The sequence below is a fragment of the Psychrobacter immobilis genome, from assembly GCF_904846235.1.
Lineage (GTDB): Bacteria > Pseudomonadota > Gammaproteobacteria > Pseudomonadales > Moraxellaceae > Psychrobacter > Psychrobacter immobilis_C.
Genome location: NZ_CAJGZN010000013.1, coordinates 86,831 through 100,819, shown reverse-complemented (window position 1 = coordinate 100,819; position 13,989 = coordinate 86,831). Strand labels below are relative to the sequence as shown.

The 13,989-nt window shown below is 41.7% G+C and carries 14 protein-coding genes and 3 pseudogenes; 4 read left to right on the top strand and 13 right to left on the bottom strand.

All coding sequences use genetic code 11. The features are described from left to right. Positions 1-145 precede the first annotated feature (145 nt). Together JMX07_RS09990 and JMX07_RS09985 are read left to right on the top strand one after the other, a co-directional pair. Positions 146-724: a hypothetical protein gene (locus JMX07_RS09990; protein ID WP_227684767.1), complete on the top strand. Its 579-nt coding sequence runs from the start codon at positions 146-148 to the stop codon at positions 722-724. Beyond that, positions 721-1,233 (top strand): hypothetical protein, encoded by a 513-nt coding sequence (locus JMX07_RS09985; protein WP_201607715.1) that lies wholly within the window; start codon positions 721-723, stop codon positions 1,231-1,233. The genes JMX07_RS09990 and JMX07_RS09985 overlap by 4 nt, the downstream gene beginning before the upstream one ends. 169 nt (positions 1,234-1,402) lie before the next feature. On the opposite strand, the gene JMX07_RS09980 is transcribed toward JMX07_RS09985, so the two are convergent. Together JMX07_RS09980 and JMX07_RS09975 are read right to left on the bottom strand one after the other, a co-directional pair. Continuing rightward, a complete protein-coding gene (locus JMX07_RS09980; RefSeq protein ID WP_201607714.1) occupies positions 1,403-2,254 on the bottom strand; it encodes a thymidylate synthase in 852 nt (283 codons plus the stop codon). Between the two features lie 668 nt (positions 2,255-2,922). Beyond that, positions 2,923-3,753: a cation transporter gene (locus tag JMX07_RS09975; protein ID WP_087814222.1), complete on the bottom strand. Its 831-nt coding sequence runs from the start codon at positions 3,751-3,753 to the stop codon at positions 2,923-2,925. Between the two features lie 76 nt (positions 3,754-3,829). Here JMX07_RS09975 and JMX07_RS09970 point away from each other — a divergent pair. Continuing rightward, a pseudogene (locus JMX07_RS09970) lies at positions 3,830-3,904 on the top strand (IS1 family transposase); the annotation flags it as partial. A gap of 267 nt (positions 3,905-4,171) precedes the next feature. After that, the gene (locus JMX07_RS09965) at positions 4,172-4,762 is read left to right on the top strand and encodes a recombinase family protein (RefSeq protein ID WP_189586930.1); all 591 of its coding nucleotides are present in this window, start codon (positions 4,172-4,174) and stop codon (positions 4,760-4,762) included. A 136-nt stretch (positions 4,763-4,898) separates the two neighbouring features. On the opposite strand, the pseudogene JMX07_RS09960 reads toward JMX07_RS09965, so the two are convergent. The 11 genes and pseudogenes from JMX07_RS09960 to JMX07_RS09915 all read right to left on the bottom strand — a co-directional run. Beyond that, positions 4,899-4,994 (bottom strand): annotated as a pseudogene (locus JMX07_RS09960) (antibiotic biosynthesis monooxygenase); the annotation flags it as partial. Between the two features lie 188 nt (positions 4,995-5,182). Further along, positions 5,183-6,472 (bottom strand): hypothetical protein, encoded by a 1,290-nt coding sequence (locus JMX07_RS09955; protein ID WP_201607712.1) that lies wholly within the window; start codon positions 6,470-6,472, stop codon positions 5,183-5,185. 83 nt (positions 6,473-6,555) lie between these two features. Further along, the gene (tatC, locus tag JMX07_RS09950) at positions 6,556-7,425 is read right to left on the bottom strand and encodes a twin-arginine translocase subunit TatC (protein WP_068037325.1); all 870 of its coding nucleotides are present in this window, start codon (positions 7,423-7,425) and stop codon (positions 6,556-6,558) included. After that, positions 7,422-7,808, bottom strand: coding sequence for a Sec-independent protein translocase protein TatB (gene tatB, locus JMX07_RS09945; protein WP_036599454.1), 387 nt, complete (start codon positions 7,806-7,808; stop codon positions 7,422-7,424). Before tatB ends, tatC begins: the two co-directional genes overlap by 4 nt. 55 nt (positions 7,809-7,863) lie before the next feature. Beyond that, entirely contained in the window at positions 7,864-8,148 is a 285-nt protein-coding gene (gene tatA, locus JMX07_RS09940; RefSeq protein ID WP_011959992.1) for a Sec-independent protein translocase subunit TatA, read from the bottom strand. A gap of 80 nt (positions 8,149-8,228) precedes the next feature. After that, positions 8,229-10,847, bottom strand: a complete 2,619-nt coding sequence (locus JMX07_RS09935) for a copper-transporting P-type ATPase (protein ID WP_201607710.1) — start codon at positions 10,845-10,847, stop codon at positions 8,229-8,231. A gap of 138 nt (positions 10,848-10,985) precedes the next feature. Next, complete coding sequence (locus JMX07_RS09930) at positions 10,986-11,141, bottom strand: hypothetical protein (RefSeq protein WP_156770962.1); 156 nt, start codon at positions 11,139-11,141, stop codon at positions 10,986-10,988. Between the two features lie 28 nt (positions 11,142-11,169). Next, positions 11,170-11,340, bottom strand: a pseudogene (locus JMX07_RS09925) (DUF305 domain-containing protein); the annotation flags it as partial. A 78-nt stretch (positions 11,341-11,418) separates the two neighbouring features. After that, positions 11,419-11,691, bottom strand: coding sequence for a DUF5676 family membrane protein (locus JMX07_RS13730; protein WP_227674518.1), 273 nt, complete (start codon positions 11,689-11,691; stop codon positions 11,419-11,421). A gap of 112 nt (positions 11,692-11,803) precedes the next feature. Then, positions 11,804-12,457, bottom strand: coding sequence for a methyltransferase family protein (locus JMX07_RS09920; protein WP_068037334.1), 654 nt, complete (start codon positions 12,455-12,457; stop codon positions 11,804-11,806). Positions 12,458-12,586: 129 nt separating this feature from the next. Then, positions 12,587-13,930: an APC family permease gene (locus JMX07_RS09915; protein ID WP_068037337.1), complete on the bottom strand. Its 1,344-nt coding sequence runs from the start codon at positions 13,928-13,930 to the stop codon at positions 12,587-12,589. Between the last annotated feature and the right edge of the window lie 59 nt (positions 13,931-13,989).

Genomic DNA, 13,989 nt, shown 5'->3' with positions numbered 1-13,989 from the left:
AAAACTGGTTATACCATTATAATCATAAGCGCCCAAACATGGGCAATGGCGGTTTTACACCGATACAGAAACTCAATCAGGCAGCTTAATTCTATTTATTAGGTGTCTTAAGTTTGGGAGGGTTACCCCTCTTATATCGTTTCAATTGAAACATTTTGTAGAGAGCATCTCTAAGTACACATCTACTGGCGCTACCTCGTCAGTTACGTTAGGCTACGGTGATATAGGTGAGATGCTGTCAAAAGACGGCAACCGAAAAGGTGATACGAAATCACTGCGCCGAGCAGCTGAATTAGATGCTATTAAAACTGCCCATAATCCAAATGGTACATATTATGGTGGTAAAGCGAGTGAGCATAAAAAAGGTCTGATCAAGACGTTTAGTGGATATATGGCTGAAGGATACACAGAGGATGAGATTTATGAGGCTATGGTAGATCAAGGGGTTGCCATGGTCTATATGGGACAAGGGCTTTGCTATGGTGGTAGAGCAGAAGAGTATGACTCAAGCCTACCATGTATTGGTTCACTACGTTGTAACCCAGCTCGATGCAAACAAGCCGTTGTAACTACCAAGCATGCTCCTAAATGGCGTGAAGTTTACATGTTAAATAAAACCAACCTCAATAAACCAGAATATTCAGACAATCGAGAGCAAATTCTATCAGCAATGAACGAAGCAAAAATGGTGTTAGAAAATCTTGGTGAGGCAATCGAACTATGAGTAATGAAGCTTATGATCAAAAAAATAATGACGACTATGAAGCAATAACTTCTGCTCTAAATATTGCCTTAATAGATCTTCAAAATAACAAAAAACTAAAACCCACTATAGCGCAACTTTCGAAGATGACTGGTATTCATCGAAATACTATTACAAACCGTGGTTGGCCTGTCCAAAAGCTAAACCAGATCAAAGATATCAGAAAAGCTGAAGAGAAATCGCGTAAAGAAAAAAAAGCTATAGATAACGCTGATGTTAAGAATGTGCTTGAAGCAAAGATGATTCAAGCACAAAATGAGGTTATCTACTGGTTTAATGAATATCAAGATATAAAAAGAGTCGCTCAACACTCAGATAAACGGTTACAAAAAATGAAAGAGTCACGAGATTATTATAAAAAACAATCTGATACAGATAAAAGGTCGTTATTAGAAGCTAGACAGGAGATTAAAAAACTGAGACAAATGTTAGCTTTAAAAGATGCAACACCGAACCAGCTGATGCACTAATCTATCGAGACCACCTTTGTTATAAAAGTATAAACTTAATTTCCTTGTACTTAAGAGCTAGCAAGAGCTTAGCTAATAAGCATATACCCTATAGCATAAATCACATATACTGATACTTTATGCCTAATAGAAATTTATCACTTTTCTCAGCTTTCACTTTATGCTGATATCAAACTGAGAATGGATAGGCAATAGACTCATGATACTGGTATCCTTCAACTCTAAAATCATCCAATGTTACCCATGTTTCAATATCTTCGAGAGACTTAATTTCAGGGTTAATATGAAGCTTAGGTGCCGGATAAGGTTCGCGTTTTAATTGCACGTCACGCATTAATTGTAATTGATCTTCATAAATATGTGCATTTACGATCTTATGATAAGCTTTTCCGGCCTCGTGGCCCGTAATTTGAGCCATGAGAGCTAGTAAGGTAAACACTTGAATCTGATTAAAATTTTGACCTAATGGTACATCACATGAACGTTGTGATGAAGTCAAATAAAGCTTGCCACCTAACAACGAAAACGTATGGGTATGCATACAAGGACGTAAACATCCCATATGAAACTCACCTGGATTGTAGAAGGTTAGAACTTCACCTCGGTCATCAATACCGTTTCGCAAGTTATCATAGATCTTATGAAGCTGGTCAAACTCCTCTCCTACTGAATTACGCCACCTGCGCCCCTGTACACCATAAACTCGGCCCATATCATCCTTACCTTTACGATAAGGATTAGCTAACCAAGCTTCATTTTCATTGGCATTAGCGTTCCATGTATTACATCCAATAGCTCGAAACTGAGCTGCGCTATCATAACCACGTAGATACCCTAATAATTCTGCGATAGCTGCTTTCCAATAACTCTTTCGAGTAGTTACTAAGGGAAACTCATTAGCTCCTACATTGTAGTTTAAATCAGCATTAATAACGGTTAAGCAGCGTTTTCCAGTCCGTTCATTCTCGACCCATACACCCTCATCAACTATACGTTGACATAAATCTAGATACTGTTTCATTCAATAACCTTAGTTGGACTACAAACTTATCTCAAAAGGTGATTTTTGTTGAACTGCGTGGACAATACATTTTACCTTTTGATTTCATTGAGCATTATAAAGTTTCAAGGCTCAATTGTACAAACCTGTTCGTAACAACTAATTGTCTTAATAACTTATCAACAGGCTATGCCCCAATGGATCCAATGAAACCGAATCATTCTATCTAAAACCATTTACCATAATGTACCTTTATGCGCAGAATGCGCGGTTCCCTAGTGAGGACTTGAATCTTTGGCTGTGAGCTAATGGTATTAAGGTTTCAACTTGCTGAGATAGCCACAGTGTACTTCATGATGTACTTACCATAGATATTCTATCTATGATCGGTGCGCTAGTGAGGACTTGAAGAGACCATCCCAGATTCTGTGTAACTGCCGTTTAGATTAAATGCTTACACAAAATTTAGGAAGGTCTCCCAGATTCTTATCAAAGACTTCATCATCTATTATTCGCCAAACGGCAACTTGCTGATGGTCTTTGGTGGTGACTAGATTTAAAGTTTGTTCAATCATTGCTTGAAGTCTCATATCCTTATGATGTTTATTTGCTTCAAACCCAGTTACTTTACACTTAGCGGTTTAATTAAGCTACTTACTTGAGCTATTTGCTTCAGTTATTAGGCTTGGCTACTTACTCAACTTCAATATTCTAAAGGCGCCCTGAATAACTAAAGCAAATACGATGCTACCAATAATCAAATCAGGCGTACTAGAGTGTAACCAATTAACCAAAATCCCTGCAACAATTACCCCTAAATTGATAATCACATCGTTTGAAGTGAAAATCATACTGGCTTGCATATGGGCTTCTTCTTTGCTTTTCGATTTTTGTAGTAAATAGAGGCAAATCGAGTTTGCAATTAGCGCAAGAATCGATATGACTATCATGGTAGAAAAGTCAGGTAACTGCTCATTGCCAAAGAAACGTCTTAGTACTTCTAAAAAACCAAGAATCGCTAGCGTAATTTGAAAATATCCGGCAATTCTAGCAATCCGTTTTTTCTTAATGACCGTTCCACCGACCGCAAATAAGCTAATTCCGTACACGAAGCTATCTGCTAACATATCTAAGCTGTCGGCGACCAACCCCATCGAACGAGAAATCAGTCCCGTGCTCATTTCAATAATAAAGAAAGCAAAGTTAATGACCAGCACTATCCATAGTAGCTTTCTTTGCTCAGCATCTTTTTTGTGACTAGAATCAGCATCAATTTTAAAATTATTGTTGGGATCAGAGGGGTCAATGGTTTCGGTCGAGAGTAGGGTGTCTCCTAATTTTAGGTCATGAATAGCAGTCTCTATCCCTTCTATATTGTCATGATGAAACACAGTTAATTGACGGTTAGGAATGTCGAACTCAAGATGTTCAATATTCGAGTGGCCCTCTAATTTCATTCGGATTAGGTTTTCCTCCGAAGGGCAGTCCATCTTCGATATTTTAAAAGTTGTTTTATTCATAGCTACATTTATATCCGGGTGGTGGTTCAAAAAGTAGGCTGGAAAAAAACAGGCTGAGAAATTGATAAATAGTGAAATGCAAATGACACTATACATCAAATGCCCAGCCTGTCTAAGTGACAATATAAAGAAGAATGGTTTCAAAAGCTATACCCCAAGGGAACCAGTTATTTCACCCCTCAAACCCATTAATAGACCACTCATAATAGACTGTTAATATGGAACCATCTATAACAGACTTTAGAATTATAGGACTGGTTGCTGTGCTTTTTTCCTATCATTAGCCTATACCTAAAACGTAAATCCTCTAAACGATAATTTATCTATCAGTAGACTTGTTTCTAATATTAAATGATAGTAATATCTGTCTATTATCAATGAACATTAATTATTAAGTCTAAGTGATAGGGGTGGCGTTATGACTGTTCGTATTTATGTGAGAGCCAGTACTAAGGATCAAGACGCTAAGAGAGCCTTGTCTGACTTGATTAGCTTTAGCCAAAGCTATGATGATAAGCATGTTGAGTACGTTGAGCATTTCAGTGGTACGAAGCTTGATAGACCAGTACTCACTCTGTTACTCAATGACGCTGAGGAAGGCGATATTCTGTTGGTCGAAAGTGTGGATAGATTAAGCAGGCTATCTCAAGATGATTTTGCAATTCTAAAGCAGCGCATCAAAGACAAGGGCTTGCGATTGGTGGTGGCTGATCTACCAACTACGCATACGGTAAGTAAAGGCATGACAGGTGAGATCCTAACAGTGATTAACCATATGCTGATCGACTTATTAGCAACGATGGCAAAGCTTGATAACGATAAGCGTAGAGAGCGTATTAAGCAGGGGTTGGCGAACAGTGGTTATAAGCCCACTGGTAAGAAGCCTAATACAACGAAACACAATCGTATTAAAGAATTAGCCAGTCAAAACAATATGACAAAAGAGGAGATCGCTAAGGCGGTTGGTGTTGGGGTAGCTACGGTTTATCGGGTGTTAAAGCAGGGCTAGACGACACTATGTCGGAGGGTCTCCAAACCCGGTACGGTTCACTCAAAAAATAGGAGCTTAGAGCTCCCATTTTTATGTTAGCTTTCTAAGTCTCTATGTTAATTTGAAGAATACTTCATCATAACTCCGAATACAGCTATATTTTTTTGATTTCTACAATATCATTTGATTCAATTAGCGATTGGATATTACCAAATAAACTTTGAATATAATCAGACGCTATATGGATATCTGGTGGTGTTCTAAAAAGTATGCTGGCGATAGAAGTCAATAAGAAATCTATGCTAAGTTCTCTGATTCTATAGGGCTTTCAAGGCTTCAAAAATTGTTCAAGTTTTAATCAGCATACTTTTTGACACACCACCAATTAGTTAACCGGACTTATAACAGCCTAATGCCATCTAAATAAGACCTAGACGATCACACCTGAAAGACAGGCGCGAATCCACCGCCTGGCGTACGGAAGTTAGTCACCTGACCTTGATACACACGCGCAGCAGGTAGTAACAGTTTTCCGCCATACGTATAAAGACGTATATCTACCTTTCTTGTTGTTACGATGTCATCAATTTTGAGTGATCTCTCTCCTGCAGGGACAAAGGTCTGTGCGATATAATCTTCATCCAGAATGTTTTCGAAGACGCGTCGAGTCAGTTTGCTACCGCGATAAACGCCTTTGCTTCCATGACCAGCAACTGGCTTAAAAAACAGTTGCCGCCGAGTAAGCCACAACTCTGCTGCATCGTCTCTTGATACAATCTTAGTCCTCGGTACAGACCTTTCGAGGCACTCCACTGCAGCCTCATCCAGACCCCAAGAGCGCAATATTTGGGAGTCTGATAGCAATGTCAGGTTTTGCTTATTGGCCAACATAGCATGTACGCGGGGATTGGGTGTCACTACCACAGCACCCTCTAAATAAGCCTGCTTAAGCAATACATGGTCAGGGTCCTCAAATGCAAAGTCGACAAGCCGATTGTAAATCATATCGATTTTCTGGCCATGGGCTGTTAACGTACCGTCGATATACTCGAGTTCAGAGGGATCAAGTATCACAGTATCAATGCCTCTAGCTTGGAGCAGTTGACAGGCTAACTCAAACTCTAAGAACATGAACTGACTCTCGGGGTCATTGTCCACAATGGCTATCCGATTGGGCATAGCAACAGCGGACTGTCGCTGCCATTCCTGTTTGAACATGTCAAACACTGCTTCCTCGAACCTATCTAGCATTTGATTGGTTGCAGCGCTTTGCTCTGAGGGGCGACAGCAGTGTTTTTGTGCGCGGGCAAGTGCTACGTTTAAAAATGCGCCTCCAGCATTGGTATTGATCTCAATAAGCTTGGGGTCATCGCTCCCTAAGTGAAAGTCATAACCCATAAAGGCCCCTATTGGCCCCGGATCGAAAGCCGCGATATTGGGTGCCCACGACAGCACTTGCTCTTGATACAATGGCAGTTCGGCAGCTGACTCGATAGCCCTGACGATTCGCTCCATCGCCTCTATCTCTGTTTTGGGAACGAACACGGGTGTTGCTGAAAAAAGCTTATTAAGCTCGTTCGCTCCTATTGGATTGTTTCTAGTTTCTACCAATTGATCTTGAAGGCTTGTATTAAGCGCTTTACGATCAAGGGTAATGCAGTAGCACTCTTGGTTAAGTCGATTTGCAAGACCGTCATTTTTCTCGTTGTTGCTGGTTAGGTGTTCCATTTAGAGTCCGTCGCTAAGTAGAGTACTCACGCTGACATACTCTAGTAAAAAGTAAAAAAGGTACTTGGCGTGTTTAAGTAGTGCTAGCTACTTTCTAATGTTTCATTCCCTGAGACTAAATCATTATTTCGTTCATTTTTAATTAATATCTTTGCTAAGAGTAAACCCAGCTCAAACAATAGCCACATAGGAATCGCCAACAACAGCATTGATACACCATCAGGCGGTGTCACTACCGCGGCGATCCCAAAACAGCCAACTATGATATAACGACGCTTATCTTCTAAACTTTGAGTAGAAACGATTCCGGCCATTATCAGCAATAAGGTAACCACTGGAATCTCAAAAGTCAGTCCAAACACCATAAATAGCTTGAGGGCAAAGCTCAGATAACTGTCAATATCGGTCATTGGTATAACGTTCTGCGGAGCGAACATAATAAAAAATTTCAATACCCCTTTGAGTACGACAAAGTAGGAAAAAGCAACACCAGCATAAAATAGAAATATCGAAGATAGCAGTACAGGAATGGCAATTTTCTTCTCTTTTTTATATAAGCCGGAAGCTACAAATGACCAAATTTGATACAGGATATAAGGCATTGCTAAAAATGCGGCGACGAATATCGTTAAGCGAATGGGTGCCATAAAGTTTGACGTTATATCAGTGGCAATCATGGTCGAATTGATGGGTAACTGCGCCACTAATGGGTCTGATAAAAGATTATAAAGCTCGCGTGAAAATCCCACCAATACTAAGAATATAATTAAGACGACCACGCATATTCTTATTAAGTGCGTACGCAGCTCGATTAAATGTCCGGTAATAGGCATATCGCCAAGCGTACCTAACGTATCTCCAGACTCACTATTCTGTGTTGTATCTGTTGGCGCCTCAAACTCTATATCTGTTATTTTTTCTTGTCGACTTTTTTGCCGTTTAAATAGGCTCACTGATCCGCCTCCTGTTTAATGAACGAGGAGGTAGTATTCTGTTGATGGTCTTTATCATAAGGGGTGATTGACTGATGTGAAGCGTCTAGGCTTTGGTTCTGTGACTGCTCAAACTTTTGCATACTGCCACGCATTTCTGCTAATTCGCGCTTCATATCCGACTCGGTCTGACGGATTTTCGCAAGTTCATTTTGCATTTGTTGACGTGTTTCAGCTAGATCAAGCTCAGCTTCTATTTCAGATTGTAGAGTGGATACTGTACGGCGCAGTTTGGCATACCATTGCCCAGCGGTACGTGCGGCTTGCGGCAGTTTTTCTGGGCCCAATACGATTAAAGCAATGACGCCAAACAAGAGTAATTCGGAAAACCCAATATCAAACATAACAGTCACATATATTAATAGACTACTTAGTGCCGCTATTTATAAGCGGCGCGCTTCATACTTTAGGCTGGTCATCAGTGGAAATAGGGCTGATTTCCATATCATCAGCCTGATTACCTACACGCGTATTTAAATCATTACTTGCAGCTGGCGTACTATTTTCATGGCTAAGCACATGATTTTTGCGAGCATTCTCGGGTTCTTCATCTTTGACCGCTTCTTTAAAACCCTTCACCGCACCGCCTAAATCTTTACCTGCATTTTTAAGCTTGGCAGTACCAAATACGACCACCACTACGACCAATAAAATCAGCCAATGTGTAATAGAAAAGCTGCCCATAACGGTATCCTTATATTTTGTGATCTTGTTTAGACCAGTATGTGTCAGTGTGCTTTAGAACACTTTTTACCGTACCAGAATTATAGTTTCAAACGGCGCAATCGCAGCGCGTTAGCAATCACCGAGAATGACGACAAGCTCATCGCTGCCGCTGCTATCATCGGACTGAGCAGAAGCCCAAATATGGGATAGAGCACACCTGCGGCAATAGGAACACCAAGTGCATTGTAGATAAAGGCAAAAAACAGATTCTGTCTGATATTGCGCATGGTGGCGCGGCTAAGCTTATAAGCTTTGGCAATGCCCATTAAATCACCTTTTAGCAGGGTAATGCCCGCACTCTCCATCGCCACATCGGTACCGGTTCCCATAGCGATACCAACATTAGCTTGCGCTAGCGCTGGTGCGTCGTTGATACCATCACCCGCCATAGCGACCAATTTACCGCTGTCTTGCATTTCTTTGACGATACGGTTTTTATCCTCTGGTGAGACATCCGCATGAACTTCATCAATACCTAGTTTATTGGCGACTGCCTGCGCGGTTTTTTCGTTGTCACCGGTTAGCATCACAACTTTTAAACCTGCGTCATGAAGCAGTGAAATAGCCTCTTTAGTGCTTGGTTTAATAGGGTCAGCAACTGAAATAATACCAGCAGCTTTACCGTCTATAGCCACAAACATTACCGTTTCACCGTCTTTTCTACGGACATCTGCTTTAGTGGACAGCTCATTATCAAAACTATTTAGGCTTTCCATAAGCTTAGAGTTACCAATAGCGACTTTCTTACCATCGACCACGGCTTGTACGCCTTCGCCAGTAGTCGAATTAAAGTCAGTAGCTTTAGGAATAATGAGTGATCTTTCTTGAGCTGCTCTAACGATAGCTTCTGCTAAAGGATGCTCGCTAGCGCTTTCTACTGAGGCTACCAATGCGAGGAACTCGTCTTCATCTTGACCTACCTGCGCATCAATTGCGGTAAGCTCGGGCTTACCAGCGGTCAGTGTTCCGGTCTTGTCGACGACAATGGTATCGACTTTTTCCATACTCTCTAACGCTTCAGCATTTTTGATGAGGACGCCGTTTTGCGCGCCTTTGCCGGTACCAACCATAATGGACATCGGCGTCGCTAGACCAAGGGCACAAGGACAAGCAATAATCAGTACCGCAATCGCGTTAACCAAAGCATAGGTCATAGCGGGCTCAGGGCCGAATATCGCCCAGACAATAAAGGTTATGATAGAGGTGACAATAACAATAGGTACGAACCAACCCGCCACTTGATCTACCAATTTCTGTATAGGTGCGCGGCTACGCTGGGCTTCAGCAACCATTTGTACAATTTTAGATAATACTGAATCTGCTCCAACATTGACCGCTTCGACTAATAGCGTTCCGGTGCCATTTACCGTACCACCAGTCACTGTATCTCCTGCTACTTTTGATACAGGGATTGGCTCACCCGTCACCATTGATTCATCAACATTACTATTACCATCGATCACTGTACCATCTACGGGTAGTTTCTCACCTGGTTTAACCCGTAGCTTATCGCCAGTGACGACCTCATCAAGCGAGACTTCGACTTCTTCACCGTTTTCATCGACACGTCTTGCGGTTGGTGGTGCGAGCTCAAGCAAAGCTCTAATCGCACCTGAAGTTTGACTTCTAGCTTTGAGCTCTAATACTTGACCCAGTAGCACCAAGGTCACAATGACCGCTGCCGCTTCATAGTAGACTCCGACTTGACCAGAGGCATCTCTGAAACTGTCTGGGAAAATATCGGGAAAAAAGGTCGCGACAATACTAAAAATATAAGCAGCGCCTACGCCTATCGCAATCAAGGTAAACATATTTAGATTGCGGCTTTTTATAGACTGCCAGCCACGGACGAAAAACGGGGCGGCGCCCCAAAGCACTACAGGGGTCGCGAGCACTAACTCAGCCCATTGTAAGATCTTTGAAGAGATACCATACTGACTAAAATTAACTACGTTTAAGTCAAACATACCGCTCATCACATATATTAATAGCGGTACAGTCAACACGGTACATATCCAAAAACGACGAGTCATGTCGTCAAGCTCTGAGGTGTCCTCTTCACCGATAGTAAGCGTTTCGGGCTCAAGCGCCATACCACATATCGGACAACCGCTATTTCTAACGTCTCTCACTTCAGGATGCATAGGACAGGTATATACCGTGCCATCGTAATCAGCAGGTACTTTATCGTATTTACCGCCTTTAACAGATTTTACTCCGCTACTATCAGTATCCTTTCCATGACAGCTAGCGTGACTATCATCTTTAGCAACTTCGTCTTCAGGTTTAAGAAACATGCCACATATTGGGCAGTCACTTTTTTCAACATCTCTTACTTCTGGATGCATAGGACAAATATAAATCGTGCCGTTATAATTTTCTGGTATCTTGTCGTACTTATTGCCTTCGACAGACTTTAACTCAGTACTATTATTAGCATCCGCTTTATGACAATGCGCATGACTGCCCTCATTACTGTTGGATTCAGCAACCTCGTCTTCAGGTTTAAGAAACATGCCACATATTGGGCAGTCACTTTTTTCAACATCTCTTACTTCTGGATGCATAGGACAAATATAGACCGTACCGCTATAATTTTCCGGTACTTTATCGTGCTGACCACCTTTGATAGATTTTTCATCGGCAATATGTTTCATAAAACCACTCCTTGAAGACAATAAATATTGATAATAAGTACAACTCTTAAAGCACTATCATCAATCCTCGATTGCTATTCATCTAATCATTAATCTAAAAACCTCTAAAAAATAATTTCTATACTTTTCAATTGGAATTTAGTTTTTATCACGCAAATACTTGAGCAGTGCCATGATTGTTAGTACTAGTACTGCGAAAAATAGTAGGGTGAATAACAAACAGATAAGCATCATAACCCAGCCCATGCCATACATCATTGAGCCGTTCATCATGCCATGCATTGACCCATTCATTATGATTTCTCCTCAGTCTAAACTGTGATCACTCCAACTCTTCAATAAGCGCTTGCATCTCACCGATTTCACGCTTTTGTGCTTCGATAATGTCATCAGCAAGCTGGCGTACACGTGGATCTTCGATATCAGCACGCGAACTGGTCAAAATAGCAATCGAGTGATGCGGTATCATCGCCTGCATCCAATCCACTTGATTCTACTAATAAATACTAGCGCAATCGATTTACTCAAATTGAAAAGGTTTGCTGACTATTAATACACTAATACCTTCGACCTATTTTGCGAACCAACGATATAGTGGCACGAACAAGATGGCGAAATACCAACCGTAAAGATATGATTCTACAAGTCCAATTAGAAAACCTGTCCACGTCAACCACTCAAAGCCAGGTAGCAGAGGCGCCCAAGCTTCATGCATACTTATCTGTTCGGGTGCAAGTAAGCCAAAGCCTATGCATAACAGGTAACTAATGAGTAGAAACAACGATACACTGTTGCCAACAGGGGCAATCCTTAAAGTACTTGTTGTTAAGTTTGATTTGACCATCTTAGTAATCCTCACTATTGTATGATGTGGTTCAAGCTCAAGATAACCAATCGTATCTAACCATGCTAACTCTAAGGATTTGTATGAATTAAAGCTTTATCCTGTATTGATATTACTTTTTAACTCGTGCGGCGGCGGCAAGTTGACGCCATTGACCCCATTGAGGAATAAACATTGGCACTTGCTGTTTGTAAGCAAGGTAGTCTTTACCAAACTCTTCAAACATATGCCGTTCCTCACGTCGAGCTAACCATGTGTATACAAGCACAATCACTGGAAACAGACCGATTGAAAACAGAGTTGGCCAATGCACCACACCCTCACCGAACAGTGCAATAAACAACCCGGTGTACTGAGGATGACGTACGTAGGCATAGAGTCCATCAGTTACTAAACGATTTTCCCCTCGTGCTTTGTGGACTTGGCGCCAACCTTGAGCAAAAAGACCGACTCCTAAAAATGCAATAGCATAGCCGAGTAGCATTGAGATCATCATGCCTGTCTCACCTAAACCAACAAGGGTCGACCATAAGCTAGCGCTGACATATTGGCTGTCCAAACCAAAAAACCGTACTAATAAATATATAGTGAGCGGAAAGCCATACATTTCTGCGTAAAGTGCAATAATGAAAGCCTGAACTACACCAGCACCCGCCCATTCACGCCAGTTCTTTGGTGCGAAATAACGGTAAAAGAACCAAGAAATCAGAACAATAACAATTAGTGCGAGACCCCAAGTTCCAGCGTGATTAAATGACTCATTCATAGCTTACTTTCCCTGTTGTCTTTATGAATATCGTATTGCATGAAATCAATTCTTGAAGATAGTAAGCAGACGCTTAAATCTATGCAATTTTTAACCAAACAATTTTCTGTAAACTCTTTGATGTTACTGTCAATGATGGTCTGCAAGCGTATCTTTTTCGATAGCTTTTTTCCTCGCTGAAGATTTCAGGTAAACCTGCTCAGCCACAGCAATCACTACAATAGTGACGACTGCTACGCCAAGTACGAATGGATCTGAGTTTAGTTTAATCCAGACAAAACCGCCGAGAACCAACAGGTCAAGAAGTATGGCCACTATAGGCACCCACATCACCGCCTTTATATCCTGACGAAGGTATCGCAAAACACCCCAATGAATGGCGATATCCATAATTAGATAGAAAACAATGCCAAGCGCTGCAATTCGTGATAAGTCAAATAACGTCGTAAAAGCTAAACCCAACACCACAGTATAGACCAACGTATGTTTTTGAACGCTTCCCGGCATTCCCAAATGACGATGAGGCACCAGCTTCATCTCAGTCAACATAGCAAGCATACGAGAGACTGCGAAGATGCTAGCAAGGAGGCCGCCAGCGGTAGCTACCATTGCGATTGCAACTGTGAACCATAGACCATAGTCGCCAAGTGCTGGGCGTGCGGCGGCAGCCAAGGAGTAATCTTTAGTTTCGATGATTTCGGCAAGAGATAGATTACTAGACACCGCGAAACCGACTAGAGTGTAAATAACTACGCATATTGCGATTGATATTACAATGGCACGGCCGACGTTGCGATGAGGATTTTTTACTTCCGAGCCACTGTTGGTAATCGTGGTAAAGCCTTTAAATGCCAGTATGCCTAGCGCCGTTGCGCCAAGAAAGTCACCAACAGTATTAGTGTCATCTAATGTAGAAGAATCAACTGCAAAGCTATCAGCTAGCCAGATACCAACCAACCCGAATATAAGAATACCGACAATTTTTATAATACCGATAACCGATGCAACCCCCTGAATCCAACGATTACCAAGTAAATTGATAAAGAACGCAGCAAGAATAAGCGCGGCGCCAAGGATGGATACCATGCGACCGCTGTCATCGCCACCGAATAACTGCATAGTGTATGACCCGAACGTCCGGGCCAAAAAGCTCTGCGCTATAACCATGGAGAAATACATCAGCAGGGCATTAAATCCAGTCGGTAAACGATCTCCGTATGCCTGATGCAGGTACATTGCAACACCGCCAGCCGACGGGTAAGCGTTAGAGATTTTGATATAAGAATAGGCACTAAAAGAAACAACGATTGCGGCGGCTAGAAAAGCAAGTGGGAAAAGCGAACCCGTCATCTGAGCCATCTGACCGGTCAGAGCGAAAATACCAGCACCGATCATGACACCGGTACCTAGCATAACTGTTCCTGATAATGTCAAACTATCCTTCTGATAGCGAGTCGTTCTATCTTGCTTCATACTTATTCGACCTTAATTTATTTCTTCGTAGAACTTCAGTTTTACAGGTTATTTTTGAA